The following is a 25,022-nucleotide window of genomic DNA, read 5'->3' as shown; positions in this document are numbered from 1 at the left end:
GGCACAATGGAATTTTCACTTTATAAAGTTCATGGTTCGATGAATACTTTTTATATGCTTGATGGTGCTGAACGCAATGATTACGAAGAACTGACGCTTAAGCTGGCATCACTCGACCCCCAAACGGACGGCTTGCTGGTTGTTCTGCCATCCGAAACGGCTAATGCCAAAATGCGGGTCATCAACCGCGATGGCTCTGAAGCTTCCATGTGCGGCAACGGGCTGCGCTGTGTCGCCCGTTATGTCTGTGAGCGGGATGGTTTGGAAGAAGGGGTAATTGAAACGATGAAAGCCTCGCTCCATGTAAAAAAAGAACAGACTGAGCAGGACGGGATTGCGATGTATGCGGTTGAAATTTCGCCGGTTTCATTCCAGCTGGCAGATCTGCCAATGGCATATGACGGAGAATCGGAATGGCTGTTGAAGCCGCTGCCTTTTGTTTCCGAAGAGATTTCATATACAGCAGTGGCAGTGCCGAATCCCCATTTAATCGGCATTGTGCCGGCTGAATACCAGACCAATCCGGCGCATCAGCAAAAATGGGCGGAATATTTCAATGGGCCAAATGAGTATTTCTCAGACGGCGTCAATGTCAGCTACGTCACAAAAGTGGAAGACGGCATTTTTGTTAAAACTTTTGAACGCGGTGTCGGCTTCACGAATGCATGCGGCACGGCGATGACGGCTTCCGCTCTTGTCAGCTGCCTTGCTGGCCTTGCTCCATACGGGGACGTGAATGTCTATAATCCGGGTGGAATGGTCAAATGTTCCGTCGCAAAAGAAGGGGACAGCTTCAGCTTGCGATTGACCGGCAATGCGACGTATTTGTCGACTCACCGTTTTGAGTGGCAGGAAGACGATGCGGAAAGCGGGTTCTTGTCGTCTGAACCCTTGCAGGAGCAGGCGCTTTACGAGAAATTCATAGAACGAACTTCATCGGTAACAGAACAGTTCGTGAAATAGAAAAGAGAGATGTGCATGGCGGCCCCTTTTACAGCAGAGCAATTAAACCTGTTATACGGACATTCAGAGGACATTGTCTTTTTTCTAAGGAAAACAGGTGATACTTTTATCTATGAATATATCAACGACAGATGCGAAAAAATTTTCCGAAGAAATCTGGTCGGCCTGACGATAGATGAAATTTTGCCGCAAGACCTTGCAACGGAAATTAAAAAACAGTACGAAACAGCCATAACCAAGAAAACCAGCCACACTTACCGCGACTATAATTTATTCAGTTTAGAAAAAACAGCCATTGAAAATCACTTGACTCCGATTTATGCGAATGGAGAAATCTATGTATTGGCGGTTTCCAAAAACGTGTCGCGCCAGAAAAAAGCAGAAGAAGATTATATATTTTATCAATCACTGATTCAAAATACGATTGACCCTATGCTGATGATTACGTCGGATTACACGATTCTTGATATAAATCCTGCTTATGAAACGGCATTTGGATTCAGCAAGGAAGACTGGATGGGCAAATCATTTGATGATTTGCCCATTGCCATCAAGAAAATGTTTAAAGAAATGAAACAGCGTCTCGATGCGTATGAAATTGGCCAGCCTGTTCACTCAGCTGTTTTCACTTACCAAAAAAGCGATGGAACAAATCATGAGTTTTCCGGCATCTATACTCCAATTATAGAAAATGGCAAGATCCGGGCATTTCAAATTGTTATGAGGGAATTGACCAAAGTAGCGAAGCTGAAAGAAGAATTGAAAAAAACTGTAAATATTCTGGAAAGCTATAAAGTCGCGTTAAATTATGCAGCATCTGTTGCGATTTGGGAGCCAGATGGAATAATTCAATTTGCCAATGAGAATTTCAAGCAAATTACCGGTTATGAAATTCACGAGTTGATCGGGATGGATATCAATGAGATCGGCACATCAGTTTCATCGATAGAGCAATATGAAAAAATACAGCAGAAAATCTTGAGCGGTTCAATCTGGCGCGGTGAATTGAAAAGCCTGAAAAAGACAAGGGAAGGTTTTTGGGTAGATGCCACTCTAATACCGTTGATTGATGTTGACGGCCAAATTTTCCAGGTTCTCGGCATATTGTTTGATATTACGGACCGGAAAGAACTTGAAGAGCAGCTCCGTTTTATGGCTTATCATGACAGCTTAACCAAATTGCCGAATAGAATTTCGATAGTACAGGAATTTGCCCGTATGAAAAAGAACGTTGACGCTGCTGAAGAATGGATAGCGGTGCTATTTATCGACGGCGATGATTTCAAGTTGATCAATGACCAGTATGGCCACGATACAGGCGATGAATTTCTTTATCAGTTTGGCCAAGCCATTCAAAAAAGTATCCGTAAAAAAGATAGGGTGGCACGAATAGGCGGCGATGAATTTTTGATTGCTTTAACCGGAATCGATTCGGAACAGGCAGAATTTCAAATCTGCCAAATTGTCGAACGCATAAAAAATAATCTGCAAAAGGGATGGGAAATACAAGATTGCCATTTCGCACCGACTGCTTCGATGGGGATTGCACTTTATCCAAGACAAGCGACGGATTTCGACCAGCTGGTCATTTATGCTGATAATGCTTTGTACGAGGCAAAAAGAAATGGCAAAAACCAGGTAATGTTTTATACGGAAAACCCGCTTTAGGACTTGAATTCCGACTAATTGACATACGAAATCATCGTGAAAGCGCTTCAAATTTTATTATGTGAATATTTTCACGGAAAATCATTGTTTTTTTTTCTGGAAGTAGTAAGATTGAAATGGAAATTCGTTCTCCGCCTTGCTGGAAGCGCATTCTCCTTTATGTATAAGGGGAGGCGTGCTAAGATAAGGGAGATACACATATAACAAAAGTGACTGCCATAAGGCAAATATCTGGAGGTTTTTTAATGTCTAGCAAATATTCAGATGCAAAATCCCCATGGAATTCCATCACCGGTCCAAACCTTGGATATATTATGGAAATGTACGACCTTTATCAAGAATCTCCGGAACTGCTTGATCCGGAATTCGCGGACCTTTTCAGACAATACGGTCCACCAATCGACGTGACTCCACGTGCTGCAGCTCCTGCTGAAACGGCCGCTGCAGGCATTGAGACGAACAAATTCGGAAAAGTATTGGCTGCAATTCAGCTGGCAGAAGCCATTCGTTCCCATGGTCATTTGGCTTCAGATATCTACCCGCTGAACGATCAGCCAAAAGACACGACACGTTTAGAACCTTCGACTTACGGTTTGAATGAACAGGATTTGAAAGAAGTTCCTGTTTCGCTCTTGCTTAATGATGCACCACAAGGCATTACGAACGGTTTAGAAGCGATTTCTTATTTGAAATCCCTGTATACCGACAAAGTTGCTTTTGAATTTTCTCATATTGTACAGCCTCAGGAACGCAGCTGGATTCAATCTAAAATTGAAGCCGGAGAGTTTAAACCATCATTGGATGCTGATAAGAAAAAAGAGATCTTAAATCTTTTGACTCATGTTGAAGGATTCGAGAAATTCCTGCATCGCACTTTTGTTGGCCAAAAACGGTTTTCCATCGAGGGTGTCGATACATTAGTTGTTCTGATCGATGAACTGGTGCGCTTGTCAGAAGCGAAAGGCACTGAAAAGATTATGATCGGGATGGCTCATCGCGGTCGTTTAAATGTGCTTACACATATACTAAATAAACCTTATGAAATGATGTTTGCCGGTTTTGCGCATGTTCCGGATGAGCCTTTCCTGCCGGAAGACAATTCTCTGCAAATTACTAAAGGCTGGTTCGGCGATGTAAAATACCATATGGGTGCTGCTTATACTTCACCTAATGGGACAAACATCAAGCTGGCTTACAACCCATCGCATCTGGAAATCGTCAGCCCAGTAGTTGCTGGTCAGACACGTGCGGCACAAGAAGAAACCAGCAGCACAGGGGTTGCACCAATCGATTCGAAAAAAGCATATGCCATTCTCATTCACGGCGATGCGGCTTTCCCAGGGCAAGGCGTCGTTACTGAAACATTGAACTACAGCCGCATCAAAGGTTTCCAGACAGGCGGTTCGATTCATATCATCGCCAACAACCTAATCGGTTTTACAACGGAACAATATGATTCCAGATCGACTCATTATTCTTCTGATCCGGCCAAAGGATTTGAAGTTCCAGTTATCCATGTCAATGGAGACGATCCGGAAGCGGTAGTTGCAGTTGCGCGTTTCGCTTTCGAATACCGTGAAAAATTCGGCAAAGACATCTTGATCGACTTGATCGGCTACCGCCGCTACGGCCATAATGAAATGGATGAACCACTGGTTACGAATCCATTGATGTACCACGGAATTCACCAGCATCCGACAGTGCGTGAACTTTACGGGCAGCAGCTTTCTTCTGAGCAAGTCCTTTCCGCAGAAGAAGTCAAAGCGCTGGATGCAGATACGCAAAAAGAAATGCAGGCTGCTTATGATAAAGTGAAAGAAAACAAATCAGATGATTCTCACGGAATCATTATTCCAGAAGCGGTATCAAACGGTTATCCGGAAGTGCCGACTGGTGTCGACAAAGATGCTTTAGCAAAAATGAACGAAGAATTGCTGACATGGCCGAGTGATTTCTCTGCATTCAGCAAATTGGCGCGAATCCTAAAACGCCGTGAAGATCCGTTCAACGGCAAAGGGAAAATCGACTGGGCGCATGCAGAAACCCTTGCATTCGGTGCGATTTTACAGGATGGCAACCCGATCCGTTTAACTGGGCAAGATGCTCAGCGCGGAACGTTTGCACATCGCCACCTGGTGTTGCACGATGATAAAACAGGGCAAGAATTGGTTCCGTTGCACCATATCTCAGGAGCTAAAGCTTCGTTTGTGGTTTATAACAGCCCGCTTACGGAATCAGCAGTTCTTGGATTTGAATATGGTTACAACGTTGAAAACAACAAAGCGCTCGTTATCTGGGAAGCTCAATACGGCGACTTCGCCAATATGGCTCAAATGATGTTTGACCAATTTATATCAGCCGGCCGTTCAAAATGGGGCCAAAAATCCGGATTGGTCATGCTCTTGCCTCATGGTTTTGAAGGGCAGGGTCCTGAACATTCAAGCGCCCGCTTAGAAAGACATTTGCAGATGGCTGCTGAAAATAACTGGACCGTTGCAAACCTTTCAAGTGCGGCAAACTATTTCCACATTCTTCGCCGACAAGCGAAAATGCTGGAAGAAGAGTCAATCCGCCCACTCATTATCGTGACGCCGAAATCATTGCTGCGCCATCCATTGGTCGGGGCAGAGGTTGAAGACTTGACAGCGGGCCATTTCCAAACTGTTTTGGAACAGCCGGGTCTGGGTACGAAAGCGAAAAAAGTGGAGCGCATTTTATTCGCAAGCGGCAAAATGGCCATCGACTTGGCAGAGCGGGTGAAAGACGGCAAAGACTTTGATGGAATTCATATCGTCCGAGTAGAGCAATTGTATCCTTTCCCATCCGAAAAAATTCAGGCGATTGTGGAACGCTATCCGAACGCCAAAGAACTTGCATGGGTTCAAGAAGAGCCGAAAAACATGGGTTCTTGGACATTTGCAGAGCCTTACTTGCGGGATATCGCAAATGGAAAAGATGTCGCTTATTATGGACGCATCAAACGGTCAAGCCCAGCAGAAGGCGACGGAGAGTCGCATAAAGTTGAACAAGCACGCATTTTAGACGAAGCATTAGCACAGGCTTAAGGATCAATTAGACTGATGCCCAAGAGACGGCTTTAAGTCTCTGGGGCAGAAGTTTCCCGGTCCATCACAGCGAGATAATCTAAGGAGGAATTTTTTGTGGCAGAAATCAAAGTACCAGAATTAGCAGAATCGATTACAGAAGGAACGATCGCACAATGGCTGAAACAGCCAGGCGAAACAGTTGAAAAAGGGGAATTCATCGTTGAACTGGAAACTGACAAAGTAAACGTTGAAGTTATTTCTGAAGAAGCGGGCGTTGTTCAAGAGCATTTGGCTCAAGAAGGCGACACTGTGGAAGTTGGGCAAGTGATTGCAATCGTAGGTGCTGCTTCAGGCGGAAGCGCTGCACCGGCACCGGAAGCATCTGCACCAGCACCAAAAGCAGAAGAACCGGCAGCAGCTGGAGCTGGCACAACAATGGAAGCGGTGGAAAAAGCACCGGCTGTTGAAGAACAGTCTTCAACCGACCGTACAATCGCAAGCCCGGCAGCCCGTAAACTGGCTCGTGAAAAAGGCATCGACCTTGCTGCAATTTCTCCGGTTGACCCGATGGGCCGCGTACGTGTACAAGACGTGGAAGCTCATGGCTCACAACCGGCTGCTGCTAGTGCACCTGCTCAAAAAGCAGAAGCTCCCAAAGCTGCTGCACCTTCTTCAGACGAAGAATCTGGCCGCGTAATCCGTGAGAAAATGTCACGCCGCCGCCAGACAATTGCGAAGCGTTTATTGGAAGTGCGCCAATCTACAGCAATGTTAACTACTTTCAACGAAATCGATATGACAAATGTTATGGCATTAAGAAGCCGCAAAAAAGACAAGTTCCAACAGGATCATGATGGAACACGCTTAGGCTTCATGTCATTCTTCACTAAAGCAGTCACTGCTGCACTTAAAAAATATCCATATGTGAACGCTGAACTTGACGGCACAGATGTTTTGTTAAAGCAGTTCTTTGATGTGGGCATCGCTGTTTCAACTGAAGAAGGCCTTGTGGTGCCGATCGTCCGTGATACAGATAAGAAAAACTTCGCTGAAATCGAAGCAAGCATCGCTGATCTTGCGAAGAAAGCACGCGACAAAAAACTTTCGATCGCTGACATGACTGGTGGTTCATTTACCATCACTAACGGCGGTGTATTCGGTTCATTGATGTCTACTCCAATCTTGAACGGTACACAAGTAGGGATTCTTGGAATGCACACAATCCAAAAACGCCCTGTCGCAATCGGCGATTCAATCGAAATCCGTCCAATGATGTACGTGGCTCTTTCTTATGACCACCGCGTAATTGATGGAAGCGATTCTGTAGGTTTCTTGAAAATGATCAAAGACTTGATTGAAAACCCAGAAGACCTATTGCTAGAATCTTAATTTGAAAAGCGGAAAGAGCCGTTCAGCTTCGACAGGCATAAGACGATCTGGCGAAGCGGCGCTTTTTGCCGCACAGCCGGAGTGGCTTATGACCCGAGAAGCTGGCTCTTGCAGCTAGACAATTTAGAAAAGCGCAGGTGCCCATATAGCCCCGTCAAGCGCTGGAAGTCTGGCCGGTAATGGCGCTTTTTGCCATTGCTGGTCAGACTGAAGCGACCTCGAGAGGCTGGGCACCGAAGCTAGACACACAAAAGCGCAGGCGGCTTACACAGCTTAGCCATAATTTTACACTTTTATATTTCACTACGGATGGTCCTGCGTTGCAGGGCCATCTTTTTTTTGTCATGATAGAAGTAGTAGAAATAAAGGCAGGCGGAATCAATGGACTTAACATTTTTAATGGAATTGGTGCAAAAATATGGTTATGTCAGCATGTTCATTTTCAATTGGCTGCTGCTGTTTGGCATGCCGCTGCCTAACGAAGTGGCGGCTTCTTTTTCCGGCGTCCTGACAGAAATCAGCTATTTCAATCCGATTTATGCATTTATCTCTGCTTATTTGGGGTTAATCACCAGCAACACATTTGCGTATTTCCTCGGTCGTGTGCTGGGCAAACGTCTGCTTGATCGGCTAAATCGTACGCGTTTAAAAGGTACAATCGACAGATTTACGCAATTCATGGACAAGCACGGGAAAATGGCGATTTCCTTCAGCTTTTTCTTGCCAGGCGTCCGTTGGGCGATGCCGTATGTCGTAGGAGCTAACCGCTATCCCTTCATGCAGTATATGCTATATGCTTACACTGCCGGTTTTGTCTGGATGTTCATTTACTTTAACCTTGGCCGGACATTCCCCTATGCCTACGAATCGATCCTGCAAAACCTCCAAATCTTTTTGACAGCCTTAACAGTGCTGATTGTCGGTGCAGTTGTGCTTCGGTATTTGTTTTTATCAAAAGCCTCCAAAAAATAAGGAGAATTGAAATCCCCGCCGTTTTTCCTTATACTAAATGAATAGACATATAGAAAAGGATGAGGACTGTGATTCACAACGAATGGCTCGAAAAAGAAACAATCCGGACAGTAATATGCAAACACACAAATGCGGAAAAGTTCCTTGTATCGAATGTGCTGACTGAAGGAAAGACATACGAAGTGAAAAATGAAACAGAAGAATTCATTTTCGTTATAGATAACACAGGCAAAGTCGGAGGGTTTTATAAAACCTATTTTGAATAAGAAAGTGGAAATGGCTTTTCAGCCCCGACGGCTGGACAATGAGAAAAGCGGAAGCGCGTTTCAATTAACCAAAAAGCAACTTTATATTTTAAAATAACAAAACAGGCCGATGATCGTTCATCGGTTTTTTATTTGGAAAGAGGGAAGTAGAATGGCAATGATCGAACAAGATATCCGAAACAGAAAAACACGCAAACACGATGATTATGAAAAATTGATTGGCAAAGGCGGTTATATCGCTCCCGATGAAAATCTATGGCAAGATATTCTTTCCGCAGTCGTGCTGCGAAAGCCGGTATTGCTGAAAGGGCCGACAGGAGCAGGAAAAACCAAGCTGGCTGAAAGCATTTCGTCGACCTTTTCCCAGCCGATGCAAAGCATCAACTGCTCAGTGGACTTGGATGCTGAAGCATTGCTTGGCTTTAAGACACTGGTCCAACGTGGTGGCGAGAGCCGCATTGAATTTGTGGAAGGGCCGGTCGTAACCGCTATGAAGCAAGGGCATTTCCTGTATATCGATGAAATCAATATGGCAAAACCTGAAACTTTGCCGATTTTGCATAGTGCGCTGGACCACCGGCGGATGATGACTAACCCGTTTACGGGGGAAGTCATTGAAGCGCATCCGGACTTCGGCGTCATTGCCGCGATCAATGAAGGCTATATCGGTACAGCACCGATGAACGAAGCATTGAAAAACCGTTTTATCGCATATCCTATCCCGTACTTAACAGGAGAACAGCTTCAAGAGTTATGGAACCGGGAATTCCCGGATGTCGATGCTGCCTTAAAATCATTTATGCTGGACCTTGCAGCGGACTTGATGAAACAAGTGGAAAATGGCTTGTTGTCCGAAGAAGCGGCGTCTATCCGAAGTTTGCTTGATGCTACCGCATTAGCACAGCATATGGACCCATTGCGTGCGGTGAAATACGCCATTGCTGAAAAACTGGAAGACGAAAGTGAACGGGATTTATTCATGGACTTGGCCAATACTTGGAAGAAGTAGGTGAAGGAAATGGCTTCAGTGAATCGTTTTATTCAATTTAATAATGAAACCATCAATACGAAAATGCTGCATCAAATGGAAATGCTGGCCGGAGCTTTGGCAGATGCGCCTTATTTGAAAGTGACGACCAGGCAATTAATCGAGTTTCGCCCATCGGAATCGTCTGTTTCAGTCAGCGTTTTTTGGCGGCATCGCCCAAAGCAGATTGAACGGAACGGATATCTGTCGGATATTTATCTCCTTGGTGCAGGATTCTGGCGGCATTTCAGTATGCGGGCGTGGGCCAAGTTTAAAAAGGCATCAACTGAACTGCCGAATTTAAAAGAGCAGCTGTTGCTATGTGCCGAAGAATTCCGGCTGATTGAAAAAATCAGCAAAGAGCGTCCAGGAACGGCAGAGGCATTTGCTGTCCGTGAAAGCATTTACCGCGATTACCACAGAGACCGCTATAAACAGAACAAGCAAAAAGGTTTTTTGGCGGATGCATTTCTCAATGCAGCTTATCTGCAATTGAGAGGCGAAGAAGTTCCAGGCAGCGATGATTTTAAACCGTTGTTCTTTCTATGGTCAGGAATCTTTGATGCAAAATCCACTCGCGACTGCGCCATAGTTGTGGAAAACATGCTTCCGCGCTTGGAGTATATGCTCGAAGAAGACATGGTCCATAGTTATTACACTTTCGGTGAAGCGGTCGAAAGTATACCGCCTTTCCGCTACCATGAAGGCATAGAATCCGAGCAGCGCGACCAGGAAGAAGAAATTGAAACGATTGAAGAATGGTTTCAGTCGTGGCACCGGGAAACGGAAATATCCGAAGCACCGGCGATGGAGTTTGAACTGGAGCGCGGCGACTCCAGTTATGCAGAAGGCGGCAGGGAAGAGGAAGGCACTGGAGAAATCCAGCAGACTGCAAAAGGCGATTCGCGTGGAGACCATCAGGAAGACAACGATGCCACAGACCGCCAAACGGAAAAAGCCGCAAAACAAGCCAGCGGCAAATTCGGTTCGGCCAATGATCAAGTCGTCTACACCGAAAAAAGAATTCAAGTGCAGCAGAACCAGCGGGACAATATTGAAGACTGGCGCCGAAAACAAGCCCCGTATGTACGGGCATTGCTTCGTGAATTGAAAAAGCGCATGATTCAGCGCCGGCAGGATGGCCGCTATAACCTCAATGCCGGAAGGCTGTCTCGGAACCTGTTGCCATTAGTGATTGAAGAACGGCCGAAACCGTTTTACCGCAAAACCGCACCTTCCAAAGAACTGGATGCGGTCTTCTGCCTGTTGATTGACGGCTCTGCTTCCATGATTGATAAACTGGATGAGACCAAGCAAGCAGTGCTGCTTTTCCATGATGTGCTGCGCGGTTTGAACATACCGCATGATATTGTGATGTTTTATGAGGATGCTTATGAAGCAAGTGACGCGGCACAGCCGAATTATTTTGAATGGATGCACAAGCTTGAAGACGGCAACCGGGACCACGCGCAGGAAATCGTCTCGATGGAAGCGCATGAAGACAACCGCGACGGCTTTGCGATTCGCTGGATGACCGACCGGGTCAACAAAAGAACGGAAAAGCACCGCTTTATGCTGGTCTTTTCCGATGGAGAGCCTTCTGCCTATAACTACGCAGAAAACGGCGTCATCGATACCGCAAATGCGGTTTCCGAAGCGAAAAAGCAAGGCATCGAAGTGCTGCACTTGTTTTTGAGCAGCGAACCGACAACAGAAGAACAAGCCGCTTTTTACCGCATGATGTATGGCAATAAATCCGTCAGTGCCGATTCGCTGGAACATTTTGTTGAGCAGACGCTGCGGCTCTTGAAGCGGACATTGCATTTAGTGATCCAGTCCGGCTAAGACGGGATTGTTTTCGAAATACGCCCAGTAGCCGGAAAAATATGACCAGCAACTGCTGAAATACGTTCGGTTACGAAGAAAATTCGACCAATAACTGAAAAAATACGATTTGAAACAGCAACAGCCCATTTCATGGGCCGTCGCTGCCAAAGCGGCTGGCTTTCGCAGCGCGAAAACCAGCCAAGGAGCCCTCTGTGCTTGCGCGAAGGGCTTTTCCGATCAAGCTTTTGGCTAGTAGGGAAGCTGGATGTTCCCGGAAAACGAATTTACTGTCCTATTTTGCTGCAATACTGTCCGGGAACGGCGCAATACTGTCCGCCCAGACAAAAATACTGTCCAAACGCCCAATCGAATTCCATTTCCAGCAAACTAATCACAAAAAACCCCTGAAGCTATTGAGCTTCAGGGGTTTGATAAATTATGCGCGGCCTTCGCGGTCATCTTGGATCGACAGCAATCGCTGTTTCAAATCTTCTTCCATGCGGCCGATTTCAAGTTCAGCGGCTTTGCGGTTTTTGCGTCCTTCTGCTTGGATGCGCAAAGTTTCTTCAATCGTATTCAATAAGTTTTCCTGAGTTTGTTTCAGCGTCTCGATTTCCACGATGCCGCGTTCATTTTCTTTAGCGGTTTCAATGGAATTCACTTTCAGCATCTCGGAGTTTTTAAGCAGAAGCTCGTTGGTTGTAGCAGTAACTTGCTTTTGCGCTTCAACGGCCTTCATTTGGCGGTTCAACGTCAAAGCAATCGCGATCTGGTTTTTCCATAAAGGAATCGAAGTCATGATCGACGATTGGATTTTTTCGGCCAGTGTCTGGTTGGTCTGCTGGATCATGCGGATTTGCGGTGCGCTTTGGATGGTGATTTGGCGCGATAATTGCAAATCGTATAAGCGTTTTTCGAGGCGGTCCAAAAACTGTGCCATATCATTGACTTCCTGGTAAGCCATTTGGTCATTCGACTGTTCAGCCCGGCGGCGAAGCGCTGGAATGGTGTCATTTAAAATTTCGTCCCGTTTCAACTCGGCAGCCGCAATATAGACATTCAGCGCCTGAAAATAGGTTTTGTTCTGATCGTATAATTGTTCAAGCATCTGGACGTCTTCAAGCAGTCCGCGTTTTGAATGGTCCAGCTGAATGCTGATGCGGTCCACTTGGGTGCTCAGCTTTTGGTATTTTGTCATCATTTCCTGAACGGAATATTTCGCTTTTGCGAATAATTTGCGCAGTCCGGAGCGTTTGCTTTGCGACAATTCTTCCGGGTTAAGCTCTTGCAATTTTTTCATCAGATCATTTAAGACATCTCCGACCGGGCCGATATCCTTGGATTGTACATGGTCCAGCATTTTATGCGAAAATTGGCTCAGCTGGTTTTGCGCGTTCGCTCCATATGTTAAAATAGCTTCATAATTACCTGCTGGAATCTGTTTAGCAAGTTCCCGCGCTTTTTCCTGTTCATCTTTCGTAAGCCGTTCCATTAAAGCTACCGGCTGTCCGTCGGATTTGGCGAGATTAACTTCCTGCTTTACCGGCTCCATGCCAAAAGGATTGCCGAGCAGATCATCAAGTTCACTTTGATTCGATCGATTTTCTGTCATGTTCCACGTCTCCTTCGTTATCAATTGGGCGCTGTTCCAGCAATTTTTGGTTATTATGCTGATCAACAGTCAAGCGGGCATAATCGAGTTCCATCCGCAGCTGTTCCACATCGGTTGACAGCACTTTTTTCAAATCGCGTTCCATCACGTCATTCATCAAATGAAGTGTTTCGCGCGTGTCTTGAAGGGCAACTTTCAATTCGCGGTCTTTTACCGGTTGTCCAACAAGCAAAGCGTATTTCTGGGTCAATTCCACTGCGGATTCAAGATGCGAATAAAAGAAAGGTTCCGCCAAATAAAACTTTCGGGGATTTTGCTGAACATGGCCAACAATTTTATTGGCGACTTTCGCCATATTCATTAATTGTTTGAAAGCGGCAATCGATCGAACTTGATATGAGTTCTTTTGCAATTGCTTTATCTTAAATTTGGCTTCTTTAACTTGGTTCCGTACATTTCTGTATTCACTCCGAGTCATGCCAAGTTTTTTAGAATCTGATGAATGCTGTACACGTTTGATGGTCGCATTACTGGCGATATAAGTTCCGGCGGCCACTGCTCCTGAAGCAATCAGCCCGATTTCGGCGCCCATGTACAGTACAGGAAACATGACTGTCATAAGAGGCAGGCTGACGGTCTGCCGTTGGATGAATTTTTCAAAAGGCTTCATAAAACTGTCCTCCTTCACTGATGCTCTTTACATATATACGATGTAAGATGCGAAAAGTTTCAGTTGATTCCTTGTCTCCTTCCTATTTTACAGGGAATAAGGGGTCAATACAAACATTGGAACTGTCAGAAAAAAGGCAACCGTTTTGCTAGACATATTTACAAAGGTTTGGCAAAATGCATAGTAGGAAGAAATGGAGCTGGCCAGCATGCATGAAATTTTTTATTTAAGAGGCTTTGAAGAACCGTGGTGGCAATTCGATGGTTGGGAAAAAGACATTGTGTCGTGCAAAGAGTTTGATAACTACGAGGACGCTACTACTTATTTCAATCAAATGAAACAAACTTTGGCACAGGATTTTTCCTGCCAAAAATCGAAAGGGGAAGCAGCAATCGCTTTCTGGAATAGAGAAGAATGGGCATTTTGTGAAGACTGTGAAGAAGATATGCAAATTTATCATGGACTGTTATGGATTTATAACAAAAAGCCTATAAAAAGTTTTTAGATTTATTTGACTTATCAGTAATAATTGCTATAATAGACTTATAGAACTAAAGATTACACCAGAAACAGCTATTCACCTATTCAAAAAAGTGATCAGCAAGTGATGGTACTTTTTTGAATATGTGAATTTTTTTATGGAAAAATTCCATATTGAAAATTTTTTTAATCCCAGGAGGTTTTTACACATGCAACAAGGTACAGTAAAATGGTTTAACTCAGAAAAAGGTTTTGGATTTATCGAAGTAGAAGGCGGAGATGACGTATTCGTTCACTTCTCAGCGATTCAAGGCGATGGCTTTAAAACGCTTGACGAAGGACAAAAAGTAGAGTTTGAAGTAGAGGAAGGCAACCGCGGACCTCAAGCTACAAATGTAACTAAAATTTAATCTCCAGACCCGCTCACCAGTGAGCGGGTCTTTTTTTGTGCCGCGACAACAAAATTTGCAACGATAACAAAAAACACCGCAAAAAAGTATCGTTGAGCAGTCTAAATGATAGAAGTCGCCATTGAACTTGCTGAAAATTCTTTTAATTGGATGTAAATTAACTTATTTAAAGGAAAATAAAAACAGATAAAGTAGCCTATATCTTCAGAATAATGGAACAGTTATCCTTTAATAAACCGTCTGACAGAGACGGCACATTAAAGGAGTGAAAACCATTGAAATCAAAGAAATTACTGACTCTAAGTTTGGCCGCTGCATTGGCCTTATCCGCTGCTTCCGCTTCTGTTTATGCTGCACCAAATAATGCCGTTTCAGAAAAAGTGCACGTAAACCAGCAAAGCAAATCAACCGATTTTATTGTAGGGAAACTGACAATGCCTTCGAAAAACTCTGCCCAGGAAATTGTCTATAATTACTTGTCCGAGAAAGATGAACTTTATAAAATCGGCAAAAATGTAAAAGCGAATTTTAAAGTCGTCAGCGAAAAGAAAGACGATCTGGGCTTTATCAACCTGAAGCTCCAGCAAATGTACAAAGGTGTACCGGTATTCGGTTCAGTAATTACAACGCATGTGGATGAAAATGGAGTACTGGTGTCCGTCTCTGGCCAATTGGCTCCGGAATTATCCAAACAAGTGAAATTGAATAAAGGAGCTCAGCTTAAAAAAACGGAAGCAGCAGCTATCGCCCTTGCCGATTTAAAAACAAAATTGGGGCAAGCACCGGAAATAGATCATCAGGAAACTCCAGAACTGGTTGTTTATCTGGACCAAGGAACGGCGAAATACGCTTATAGCATTCAACTTGAATTTTTAGCGCCATCACCCGGCAATTACCAGTATTTGATCGATGCACAAAGTGGAGAAGTGCTGGAAGCTTATAACCAGATCCATGAAGCGAAACCGTCGGCCGGTGTAACCGCTCCTTCCGGAACCAATTCCCTTGCAACTGGCAAAGGGGTGCTGGGAGATACCAAAACCTTGAACACGTTGGTTAACAGCAATGGCTCTTATTTGGTTGACCGGACACGCGGCAACGGGATTTTCACTTATGATGCAGCAAATCGCACGAGAACACCCGGCACCCTGTGGCTGGATGCGGACAATGCTTACAATGCAGCTTATGATGGCGCTGCAGTAGACGCCCATGTCTATGCTGGACAGACATTCGATTATTACAAGAACACCCATAACCGCAACAGCTATGACGGCAACGGGGCGCAATTGATTTCCACGGTCCATTATGGCCGCAGCTATAACAATGCATTCTGGAACGGTTCGCAAATGGTCTATGGAGACGGGGACGGCTCGACATTTATCCCGCTTTCCGGAGGGCTTGACGTGATCGCCCATGAATTGACGCATGCGGTGACGGATACGACAGCTGACCTCATCTATCAAAACGAATCCGGTGCAATCAATGAATCGATTTCGGATATTTTCGGAACCTTGGTCGAATATCATTTCAATAATAATCCAGACTGGCTGATTGGCGAAGACATTTATACGCCGGCTGTTAAAGGAGATGCTCTGCGGTCGATGGCGGATCCGACGTTGAATGGCGATCCGGACCATTACTCCAAACGCTACGTTGGAACGAGTGACAACGGCGGTGTCCACATTAATTCCGGCATCAGCAATAAAGCCGCGTTCTTGCTGGCGAATGGCGGTACCCATTACGGCGTGCAAGTAACCGGAATCGGCAATGCCAAAACAGAAAAAATCTTCTATCGCACATTAACTCAATATTTGACGCCGAATTCCAATTACAGCCATTACCGCGTCTCCACCATTCAAGCAGCAACGGATTTATACGGAGCCAGCAGTGTTGAAGTGGCAAGCGTTAAAGCGGCATTCAATGCTGTGGGTGTTAACTGAATACCATTAAGTAAGAGAACCGCTTCTTGCAAGCGGTTCTTTTTATAATGTGGAGAAGTTAGATTTCTCTTTTCGTTCTGAGTTAAAAGACCGCTTCTTTTACACATCCTCCGAAACAGGTATAAACACCTGTACCAAGACCGATAAAACACATACTGAAACCTATTTATTCTGAATATTCAGGTGGTTAAGATGGACATATGAACCAATCTCTGGCAGTCCTAAAAGGAGCGGATGAAAATGAGGAAAAGGAATAGATGCAGCATCGGATTATCTGCCGCTTTGCTCTTTGTAGCTTCAAGTTCTGTTTATGCAGCGCCGGATAATGCCACAATTGAACAAGTCTATGTGAATCCTGAAAGCGAGGCGCCAAACTTCATTGCCGGCAGTCTGACCCCTTCTTCGCAAAAAGGAGCAGCGGAAATTGTTTATTCTTATTTGGAAGTAAAAGAAAACCTGTATGGCCTTGCAGAAAATGAGTCTCAACAATTCAAGAAAATCAGCGAGTTGAAAGACGAACTTGGCATGACGAATGTAAAGCTTCAGCAAATGTTCAATGGCATCCCGGTTTATGGATCGGTGCTTTCCGCACATGTCAGTGCAAGCGGGGTGCTGACATCGGTGTCTGGTGAAGTGGTGCCTGATTTAACGGAAGCAGAGGCGCTGAAAGGCGGTGCGGTTTTGACGGCTGCAAAAGCTTCGGCAATTGCGCTCGGCAGCCTGGGGAAACTGCTTGCCGAGCCTCCCCAAATCCTTGGAGAGAAAAAACCGGAACTTATGATTTTTATGGACGGCAAAGCAGCAAAACTTGCTTACCATTTGCAGTTTGAATTTTTATCGCCAGAACCCGGTAATTACCATTATTTTATTGATGCACAAACAGGCCAAGTGATTGAGTATTACAATCAACTACACAAAGCGGTTGCGCTAAGCATTCCGGAAGGCACCGATTCAGTGTCAGGCGGGACTGGAGTGCTCGGTGATAAAAAGAAAGTGAATACCGTGCTGAATTCAACAGGTTCCTATTTGGTCGACCGCACGCGCGGAAAGGGAATTTTCACTTATAACGCTGCTAATTTGACAGAAGTTCCGGGTACGTTGTGGCTGGACCGGGATGATAACTATCATGCAGCATTTGACGGTGCGGCAGTAGATGCTCATGTTTATGCCGGCATGACTTTTGATTATTTCAAGAAAGTGCATAAGCGCAATAGTTTTGATGGCAAAGGAGCGGCGCTCGTTTCAACTGTCCATTATGGCAAGAATTACAATAATGCATTTTGGAGCGGCACTCAAATGGTTTACGGAGACGGAGACGGCAAAAAATTCATTTCTTTATCCGGATCGCTCGATGTCATTGCCCATGAACTGACGCATGCAGTTTCCCAGTCGACAGCGGGCTTGATTTACTGGAATGATTCGGGCGCCATTAACGAATCGATGTCCGATATTTTCGGAGTGCTGGTCGAGGATGAATACCAAAAAAATCCGGATTGGCAAATAGGAGAAGACATCGTTACGCCAGACATCGCTGGAGATGCGCTTCGGTCATTGGCAGATCCGACAGCCAATGGATTGCCTGATCATTATACGAAGCGTTATTTGGGTACAGAAGATTTCGGGGGAGTCCACATCAATTCTTCTATCACCAATAAAGCGGCGTATTTACTGGCAAATGGCGGGACACATTATAATATCAAAGTTCAAGGAATCGGCAATGAGAAAACCGGTAAAATCTTTTACCGCACATTGACCCAATATTTGACGCCAACCACTAAATTCAGACAGCTGCAGGCTTCTGCTGTCCAAGCAGCAATTGACCTATACGGGGCAGACAGCAAAGAAGTGAAAAGCGTCAAAGATGCATTTGCTGCAGTGGGGTTGAAATAAGAGTCTCTCCTATAATAGAAGGAATTGGCTGAACCGTTCTTTAAAGGGCGGTTCTTTTATTGAATAAAGGAGGAATTGTTTAGACACTGCCTATAAGAGGGTATAATTCACCATCTGGGAAAAGAACTATACAGGAGGTTTTTAGATGAGCAATTTCGGCGGAGAAGGAGATTTGACAGGCATTGTGGTTTCGTTCGATAAAGAAAAAGGGTTCGGTTATATCCGAGGGGATAACGGTGAAATGTTCTATACCCATACAGAGCACTCCAATATCGACGAATTCCCTATGCTCAACGAAGGCCAGCAAGTGAAATTCATACCGATACAAGGAACTCCGGAAAAAGAACGGATTGCCACAAATGTGACTTTGATTTTTTAAAAGAAGTAAGGGTTTCATGAACAAGCCGTGAAGGTATAGAGTAAGTAAAATGAACTGGGGGAATTGCTATGACCAATGAATATTTGAAAAAACCACTTCCAAGTATAGAAGAACAACAGGATTTCTATAAGAAATTGCGGAGCAAAATACAAAAATGGCTTGATAATAAACCGGGCGCCGTCGGCAAAGTCGGACAATACGTATTGTTCGCTCCTGACTTATTCCATTTACTGGCGAAACTTATGCTCGACAGCCGTATTGACGCCAAAAGCAAAGGTGCGGTAGGAGCTGGTATTCTTTACTTTATCGCACCGATGGATTTCCTTCCGGAGATTTTAGTCGGTCCGGGCGGATTCCTGGATGACGTTGTGGTAGCGGTATTTGTCATCAATACGTTACTGAATAAATTTCCGATTGAAGTCATTGAAGAGCATTGGGCGGGAGACGTCGAACTATTATCTGTCGTCCGTGGAATTTCAAATTCCGGCAATAAATTCGTTTCCAAATTGCCGGCAGGCCGTTTAGTGAAACGTTTCATGAAAGTTTAATAAGAACGTAAAAAAGCCGGGCGATTGTGCCCGGTTTTTTTTTGGCCATAAAAAAATCCCGCACGCCGTTTCCGGCGTGCGGGATTTTCAGTATGGATCAGTTTGTGATTCCTTGTGCTTCTTTCCATTCGAGGAACTCATCGTAAGTCAATTGCTTGTCAAGAATTGTTCCATCATCCAGGATTTCAATGACGCGGTTGGCAACCGTTTGGATAAACTGATGGTCATGTGAAGTGAAGACCATGGCGCCTTTGAACGCAATCATGCCGTTGTTCAAAGCTTGGATGGATTCCAAGTCCAAGTGGTTGGTTGGTTCATCTAACAGCAAGACGTTGGCGTGGGACAGCATCATTTTCGACAGCATGCAGCGCACTTTTTCGCCACCGGAAAGAACAGAAGGTTTCTTTTTCACTTCTTCACCGGAGAACAGCATTCTGCCGAGGAAGCCGCGAAGGAAAGTTTCACTTTCGTCTTCCGGAGAATATTGGCGAAGCCAATCTACTAGGGATTGTTCGCTGCCTTCGAAGTAAGCCGAGTTATCGATCGGCAAGTAAGCGCGTGAAGTTGTGACACCCCAGCGGATCATTCCTTCAGCTGGCTCGTCTTCTTCAGCCAAAATGCGGAGAAGCGCCGATTTTGCAAGCGGATCGCCGATCAAGACGATTTTGTCGTCTTTGTTCATATTAAAGCTGACGTTGTTCAATAATTGATTGCCATCAACAGTTTGGCTAAGGTCTCTCACTGTCAGCACATCATTGCCGATTTCACGGCCGATGGTAAAGTTGACGAATGGATATTTACGGGATGAAGGACGGATATCGTCCAATTCGATTTTATCGAGCATTTTCTTCCGTGAAGTGGCTTGCTTCGATTTGGAAGCATTGGCAGAGAAACGCGCGATAAACGCTTGAAGCTCTTTGATCTTTTCTTCTTTTTTCGCGTTTTGGTCACCGGCCAAGCGAGTCGCTAACTGGCTTGATTCGTACCAGAAGTCGTAGTTGCCGACATATAGCTGGATTTTTCCGAAATCAAGGTCGGCAATATGCGTACATACTTTATTTAAAAAGTGGCGGTCATGCGATACGACGATGACGGTGTTGTCAAAGTTGATCAAAAATTCTTCCAGCCATTGGATCGCTTTCAAGTCCAAGTGGTTAGTCGGCTCATCCAGAAGAAGAACATCCGGTTTGCCGAATAGGGCTTGTGCAAGTAATACTTTCACTTTGTCTGAACCGGATAATTCAGCCATTTTCTTGTCGTGGAGGTTTTCTGAAATACCAAGGCCTTGAAGAAGAATCGCGGCTTCGGATTCCGCTTCCCAACCGTTGAGTTCAGCAAATTCGCCTTCCAGTTCAGCGGCGCGCATGCCGTCTTCATCGGAAAAGTCTTCCTTCATATAGATGGCGTTTTTTTCTGCCATGATTTCGTACAGCTTTTTATGGCCCATGATCACTGTTTCAAGAACAGGGTATTCTTCGTATTCGAAGTGGTCCTGTTTCAGGACAGCCAAACGTTCGCCGGAGCCCATCGATACGTTGCCGCTTTGTGCTTCCAAATCACCGGATAAAATTTTGATGAACGTTGATTTTCCTGCACCATTGGCCCCAATCAATCCGTAGCAATTCCCCGGGTTAAACTGGATATTCACATCTTCAAAAAGTTTGCGGTCGCCAAAGCGAAGGCTTACATCATTTACTGCTATCATTTATACGTACCTCCCAAATTTCACAATAAGAATAGTATACCACGAAAGCCGCTAAAATCGATAGCATTCAGCAACAGACTGGGATAAACTTATAAAGGGGAAACTTCATTCGGGCTTTTGCGGCCAGTAGATCTCCCGCATGCAAAAGCCGAGCTTTGCTCGTTAAAGCGAAACCATGGGCTTATTTATATTTTCTTTCTTTATAGGCTTCTAATAGGCCAAGGTCTTTATTGAGCAAATATTCCATGCGCACATAATCTTTGCGTGTCGGGATATGTTCTTTTGTTAAGCCTTTCATCGAAAAGATGAAATAATAGCCGCCGATTTGGCGGAACAATACGACGACATGAGGAAAGTCATCAAAAATGGCTTTGATATTATATCGTTTTGCATAGCTCCAGTTTACGAGTTTCATACTTGTGCCCGCCTTTCACATCCATTTTAATAGCTCGAGCCAGGGAACACAAGTTTGTCTGCATCAATTGTACAGGAGGAATAACACAGTGACTGCCCATTCAAAAAAAACTACTCTCGGACTGATGGTCCTGGCCATCTTTTTCGTTTCATTAAATTTGCGGCCCGCCATATCTTCAATCGGTCCATTGCTTGAAACCATGCGCACCGACTTGTCTTTATCCAATAGCCAAATCAGCCTGCTGACTTCCGTTCCAGTTTTTTGCATGGGGCTATTCGCGCCGTTTGCCATCAGCTTCAACAAAAAATTCGGCATGAAGCGCTCGATTACGATTTTACTCATTGTCATCGGCACATTGACATTGGTGCGCGGCATTGTGCCGTCTTATCCGGTGCTGCTCGCAAGCGCATTTTTCATAGGCCTGGCCATCGCCATCATCAGCCCGTTATTGTCTGCGATGATCAAACGCAATTTTCCAACCCGGACCGCTTCATTAATCGGCGTCTACTCATTTGGCATGGGGCTTGGCGCCACTTTGGCAAGCGGCCTGACCGGTGTGTTTTATACCATTTTAAACTGGCCTCTGGCTCTGGCAAGCTGGGGCTTGCTGGCAATCGTGGCCCTGATTCTATGGCAGCGCATTGAAGAGCCGGCAGATGAAGCGGTTGATGTTGGAGGGCCGCCTTCCGTTTCGCCGTGGAAGAACAAGCGCGCTTGGTATATGATGCTGTTTTTCGCTTTCCAGTCGGCGCTGTTTTTCTCGCTCATCACATGGTTTGCACCGATTGCCAGCGATAAAGGCATGAATGTGTTAACAGCCGGTGCTGCCTTGACGGTAATGTCTTTGGTGCAGCTGATCAGCAATTTATCCATTCCGATGCTGTTGCAGAAATTCCCGAGCCGCCTGTTTTGGACCATGATGTTATTGCTTTCCGGTGCTATGGGCATCGTTATGCTGATGGCAGGAGGAACAGCGTTCGTCTGGCCGGCCGCAGTTTTTCTCGGCATTACGCTTGGCGGTTTGTTTCCGATAGCGTTATTGATGCCGCTCGATGAAAATACCCGGGCTGATGACGTCAATAGCTGGACTGCGATGATCCAGTCAGGCGGCTATATCATTTCAAGCGCCATGCCGTTTGCCATTGGCATCCTTTATGACCGCTACGGAACACATGACATTACATTAATCCTGTTTTTGGTTTATCTGGCCATACTCGCAGTGTTTACTTTACTGTTGAATAAAAAAAGCTAAGGGGAACAAAATGATACGAATACAAGCAATCAACCAAAAAGATAAGATGATAATCAATCCGCCTTTAGAGGCGCTGAAAGATATGAAATGGTATTGGGTGGATTTTATTGATCCGACAGATGAAGAAATCGGTCTGTTAAGCAGCCATTTCCATTTCCACCCGCTGGCAATTGAAGACTGCATCCACTCGCTGCAGCGTCCTAAACTGGAGTACTACGAAGACGTAAATTTCCTGGTATTCCATTCTCTCAACCAGGAGACGCTGGAAGCGGAAGAAATTGACGTCTTTATTGCCGATAATTTCATCGTTTCTTTTCATTTCCAGGATTTGAAAGAAGTCAATATCACTTGGGATTTTTTCAGTCATCCGAGCAAGCACCATCAATTCAAGCCGGTGGAAGTGACGTATAAATTGATGGATAAAGTGGTGGATTCCTTTTTCCCGCTGGTTGAAGACCTGGAAGACCAGCTCGCTGCTATTGAAGACACCGACCGCGTGAAAAAAGCCGATAAAAACGTGATGGAAAAGACATTCCTGGTGCGTCGGGATTTATTCAAATTGCGCCAGATCGTCATTCCCACAAGAGATTTGGTATACCGCATCCTGGAGTCGAAACGCTTTATCCTGCAAGAACATAAACGTGCTTATTTCCAGGATATCCATGACCACTTGATCAAACTGAGCCATATGATCGATTCGAACCGGGAACTGACATCCGATATCCGCGATAATTATATTTCACTGAACTCTTACCGCATGAACAATATCATGAAGACACTCACAGTAATCACAACCATTTTCATGCCGCTGACGTTCATCGCCGGCATTTACGGCATGAATTTCAACTATATGCCGGAACTGCAATGGCAAGGGGGATATTATGCCATCCTGACCGTCATGCTGCTGCTTGGAGGGGGTATGTTTGCCTGGTTCTATTCGAAAGGCTGGTTCGACAGTGAATAATTTTCAGGAAAGGCATGTGGAATAATGAAAAAATACACAATAATTTTATTTGATATTGATGATACGCTGCTGGATTTTAAGAAAGCGGAGCATTCAGCTTTACATAATACTTTTATGGAGCACGATATGCCGACAGGGTTTGCTGATACTCATGCCAGCTACCGGAAAATAAGCGAAGTGCTTTGGCATGAATTGGAACAAGGCAGAATTGCCATTCGGGAACTTGGCATTGAGCGCTTCAAACGCTTGTTTCTCGAGCATGAACTGGACATCAGCGCTGATACGTTCTCAAAGCTCTACTTGGAAAATTTGGGGAAGGAAACGCATATCATGCCGGGAGCGGAGGAATTATTGGGCAGCCTCGATGATTGCCGTTTGGCGATTATCACAAACGGCTTTGGAGAAGTCCAGAAATCGCGCATTCAAAATTCGCCTTTCAACGGCCGTTTCGAGCACTTGATCATCTCTGAAGAAACCGGCTTCCAAAAACCGCATAAAGGAATCTTCGATTATGCATTCGAGAAACTGGGCCTTAGCAGCAAAGAAGGCGTACTGATAGTCGGTGACTCGCTGACATCGGATATTCAAGGCGGTGCTGATTATGGCATCGATACGTGCTGGTACAACCCGTTCGGCAAGAAAAACACAACCGGCATCCGGCCCACTTATGAAATCCGGGAATTGCTGGAACTCGCGGAGATCATTAATGGCAATAAAACCGAAAAAAATAGTAAATGATGTGATCAAAGGACGGCCGCGAAAGCGGGCTGTCCTTTTTCAGTTTATGCCCAAGCCAAGGCTACTTATGCCCAACTTATGCCGTTTTATGCCCAACTTTTCTCAGATATGCCCAACTGCAACATGTTTATGCCCGACTAACAAAAAACGACGTGAAACCCCATAGAGGTTTCACGCCATTCTGTACATGCCTTTTCAGTTCGTAACTTCACTTTTTTCCCAAGCTGCTTCAAGGAATTCGTCGCGGCCAGAAATGGCGCGGTCTTTTTTATAATGCTCCGCATTCTTCTTATAGAAGTCCTGATGGTAATCTTCCGCTGCATAAAAAGGGGCAGCGTCTAAGATTTCGGTGATGACCGGCTTTTGGAAGCGGCCGCTCGCGTCCAATTCAAGCTTAGATTTCTCGGCTAGTTCACGCTGGTTTTCGTTATGTACGAAAATGGCCGGGCGGTACTGGCTGCCGCGGTCCTGGAACTGGCCATCATTGTCCGTTGGATCGATTTGCTGCCAGAAGATGTCAAGCAGCTGTTCATATGTGAAAATATCCGGGTGGAACGTGATTTGCACCGCTTCCAAATGGCCGGTAGTGCCGGTTTTAACTTGTTCATATGTGGGATTTTCAATATGGCCTCCGCTATAGCCGGAAACTACGCTTTCAATGCCGTCAAACTGATCAAATGGTTTTACCATGCACCAGAAGCAGCCGCCTGCAAATGTCGCTTTTTCTGTCATAAGTGGTGACTCCTCTCGCTTGTATTAAAAAAATCTTACCATTCCCACTGTTTTACGACAATAAAAATGTTTATAATGATTGAGCAGAAACTTCTTCATGCCAACCGTCGTCTCATATAAGGCACCAACTA

The 25,022-nt window shown here is 45.1% G+C and carries 22 protein-coding genes; 17 read left to right on the top strand and 5 right to left on the bottom strand.

Annotated features, from left to right (window positions below; translation table 11 throughout):
- Positions 1-6: 6 nt before the first annotated feature.
- From dapF to ACSFXN_RS10005, 8 genes are all read left to right on the top strand, one after another.
- Entirely contained in the window at positions 7-963 is a 957-nt protein-coding gene (gene dapF / locus ACSFXN_RS10040) for a diaminopimelate epimerase (RefSeq protein WP_437149974.1), read from the top strand.
- A gap of 15 nt (positions 964-978) precedes the next feature.
- Positions 979-2,631 carry a diguanylate cyclase domain-containing protein gene (locus ACSFXN_RS10035; RefSeq protein WP_437149973.1) on the top strand — a complete coding sequence of 551 codons (1,653 nt, stop codon included), beginning with the start codon at positions 979-981 and terminating at the stop codon, positions 2,629-2,631.
- A 245-nt stretch (positions 2,632-2,876) separates the two neighbouring features.
- Positions 2,877-5,696 (top strand): 2-oxoglutarate dehydrogenase E1 component, encoded by a 2,820-nt coding sequence (locus ACSFXN_RS10030; RefSeq protein ID WP_437149972.1) that lies wholly within the window; start codon positions 2,877-2,879, stop codon positions 5,694-5,696.
- Positions 5,697-5,792: 96 nt separating this feature from the next.
- Complete coding sequence (gene odhB / locus ACSFXN_RS10025) at positions 5,793-7,067, top strand: 2-oxoglutarate dehydrogenase complex dihydrolipoyllysine-residue succinyltransferase (RefSeq protein ID WP_437149971.1); 1,275 nt, start codon at positions 5,793-5,795, stop codon at positions 7,065-7,067.
- 381 nt (positions 7,068-7,448) lie between these two features.
- Entirely contained in the window at positions 7,449-8,039 is a 591-nt protein-coding gene (locus ACSFXN_RS10020; protein ID WP_437149970.1) for a DedA family protein, read from the top strand.
- 59 nt (positions 8,040-8,098) lie between these two features.
- Positions 8,099-8,305, top strand: coding sequence for a DUF6501 family protein (locus ACSFXN_RS10015; protein ID WP_437149969.1), 207 nt, complete (start codon positions 8,099-8,101; stop codon positions 8,303-8,305).
- A gap of 151 nt (positions 8,306-8,456) precedes the next feature.
- Entirely contained in the window at positions 8,457-9,314 is an 858-nt protein-coding gene (locus tag ACSFXN_RS10010; protein WP_437149968.1) for an ATP-binding protein, read from the top strand.
- A gap of 9 nt (positions 9,315-9,323) precedes the next feature.
- Positions 9,324-11,177 (top strand): vWA domain-containing protein, encoded by a 1,854-nt coding sequence (locus ACSFXN_RS10005; protein ID WP_437149967.1) that lies wholly within the window; start codon positions 9,324-9,326, stop codon positions 11,175-11,177.
- A gap of 418 nt (positions 11,178-11,595) precedes the next feature.
- Here ACSFXN_RS10005 and ACSFXN_RS10000 read toward each other — a convergent pair whose 3' ends face one another.
- Both ACSFXN_RS10000 and ACSFXN_RS09995 read right to left on the bottom strand, forming a co-directional pair.
- Complete coding sequence (locus ACSFXN_RS10000) at positions 11,596-12,771, bottom strand: toxic anion resistance protein (RefSeq protein ID WP_437149966.1); 1,176 nt, start codon at positions 12,769-12,771, stop codon at positions 11,596-11,598.
- Positions 12,743-13,441 (bottom strand): 5-bromo-4-chloroindolyl phosphate hydrolysis family protein, encoded by a 699-nt coding sequence (locus ACSFXN_RS09995; RefSeq protein ID WP_437149965.1) that lies wholly within the window; start codon positions 13,439-13,441, stop codon positions 12,743-12,745. Before ACSFXN_RS09995 ends, ACSFXN_RS10000 begins: the two co-directional genes overlap by 29 nt.
- 208 nt (positions 13,442-13,649) lie before the next feature.
- Between ACSFXN_RS09995 and ACSFXN_RS09990 the strand changes: the two genes are divergently transcribed.
- From ACSFXN_RS09990 to ACSFXN_RS09965, 6 genes are all read left to right on the top strand, one after another.
- Complete coding sequence (locus ACSFXN_RS09990) at positions 13,650-13,946, top strand: DUF1033 family protein (protein WP_437149964.1); 297 nt, start codon at positions 13,650-13,652, stop codon at positions 13,944-13,946.
- A gap of 184 nt (positions 13,947-14,130) precedes the next feature.
- Complete coding sequence (locus tag ACSFXN_RS09985) at positions 14,131-14,331, top strand: cold-shock protein (protein ID WP_106531680.1); 201 nt, start codon at positions 14,131-14,133, stop codon at positions 14,329-14,331.
- Positions 14,332-14,606: 275 nt separating this feature from the next.
- Positions 14,607-16,268 carry a M4 family metallopeptidase gene (locus ACSFXN_RS09980; protein WP_437149963.1) on the top strand — a complete coding sequence of 554 codons (1,662 nt, stop codon included), beginning with the start codon at positions 14,607-14,609 and terminating at the stop codon, positions 16,266-16,268.
- Between the two features lie 240 nt (positions 16,269-16,508).
- A complete protein-coding gene (locus tag ACSFXN_RS09975) occupies positions 16,509-18,158 on the top strand; it encodes a M4 family metallopeptidase (RefSeq protein WP_437149962.1) in 1,650 nt (549 codons plus the stop codon).
- A gap of 145 nt (positions 18,159-18,303) precedes the next feature.
- Positions 18,304-18,537 (top strand): cold shock domain-containing protein, encoded by a 234-nt coding sequence (locus tag ACSFXN_RS09970; protein ID WP_437149961.1) that lies wholly within the window; start codon positions 18,304-18,306, stop codon positions 18,535-18,537.
- A 68-nt stretch (positions 18,538-18,605) separates the two neighbouring features.
- Entirely contained in the window at positions 18,606-19,085 is a 480-nt protein-coding gene (locus ACSFXN_RS09965; protein WP_437149960.1) for a YkvA family protein, read from the top strand.
- A gap of 97 nt (positions 19,086-19,182) precedes the next feature.
- Here ACSFXN_RS09965 and ACSFXN_RS09960 read toward each other — a convergent pair whose 3' ends face one another.
- On the bottom strand, positions 19,183-20,790 hold the full coding sequence (locus ACSFXN_RS09960) for an ABC-F family ATP-binding cassette domain-containing protein (RefSeq protein WP_437149959.1): 1,608 nt from the start codon (positions 20,788-20,790) through the stop codon (positions 19,183-19,185).
- Between the two features lie 181 nt (positions 20,791-20,971).
- A complete protein-coding gene (locus tag ACSFXN_RS09955; RefSeq protein WP_437149958.1) occupies positions 20,972-21,205 on the bottom strand; it encodes a hypothetical protein in 234 nt (77 codons plus the stop codon).
- An 88-nt stretch (positions 21,206-21,293) separates the two neighbouring features.
- Here ACSFXN_RS09955 and ACSFXN_RS09950 point away from each other — a divergent pair, with 88 nt between their 5' ends.
- The 3 genes from ACSFXN_RS09950 to ACSFXN_RS09940 are packed head-to-tail and all read left to right on the top strand — an operon-like array spanning position 21,294 to position 24,159.
- The gene (locus tag ACSFXN_RS09950) at positions 21,294-22,457 is read left to right on the top strand and encodes an MFS transporter (protein ID WP_437149957.1); all 1,164 of its coding nucleotides are present in this window, start codon (positions 21,294-21,296) and stop codon (positions 22,455-22,457) included.
- A 10-nt stretch (positions 22,458-22,467) separates the two neighbouring features.
- Positions 22,468-23,421 carry a magnesium/cobalt transporter CorA gene (corA, locus tag ACSFXN_RS09945; protein ID WP_437149956.1) on the top strand — a complete coding sequence of 318 codons (954 nt, stop codon included), beginning with the start codon at positions 22,468-22,470 and terminating at the stop codon, positions 23,419-23,421.
- 24 nt (positions 23,422-23,445) lie between these two features.
- Positions 23,446-24,159 (top strand): YjjG family noncanonical pyrimidine nucleotidase, encoded by a 714-nt coding sequence (locus ACSFXN_RS09940; RefSeq protein WP_437149955.1) that lies wholly within the window; start codon positions 23,446-23,448, stop codon positions 24,157-24,159.
- A 195-nt stretch (positions 24,160-24,354) separates the two neighbouring features.
- Here the strand turns inward: ACSFXN_RS09940 and msrA are convergent, their stop codons facing one another.
- Positions 24,355-24,891, bottom strand: a complete 537-nt coding sequence (gene msrA / locus ACSFXN_RS09935; RefSeq protein WP_437149954.1) for a peptide-methionine (S)-S-oxide reductase MsrA — start codon at positions 24,889-24,891, stop codon at positions 24,355-24,357.
- Positions 24,892-25,022: the final 131 nt, after the last annotated feature.

Source organism: Planococcus sp. 1R117A, assembly GCF_051417975.1.
In the GTDB taxonomy this organism is placed as follows: Bacteria; Bacillota; Bacilli; order Bacillales_A; family Planococcaceae; genus Planococcus; species Planococcus shenhongbingii.
This window is presented reverse-complemented; position numbering and strand designations above follow the sequence as displayed.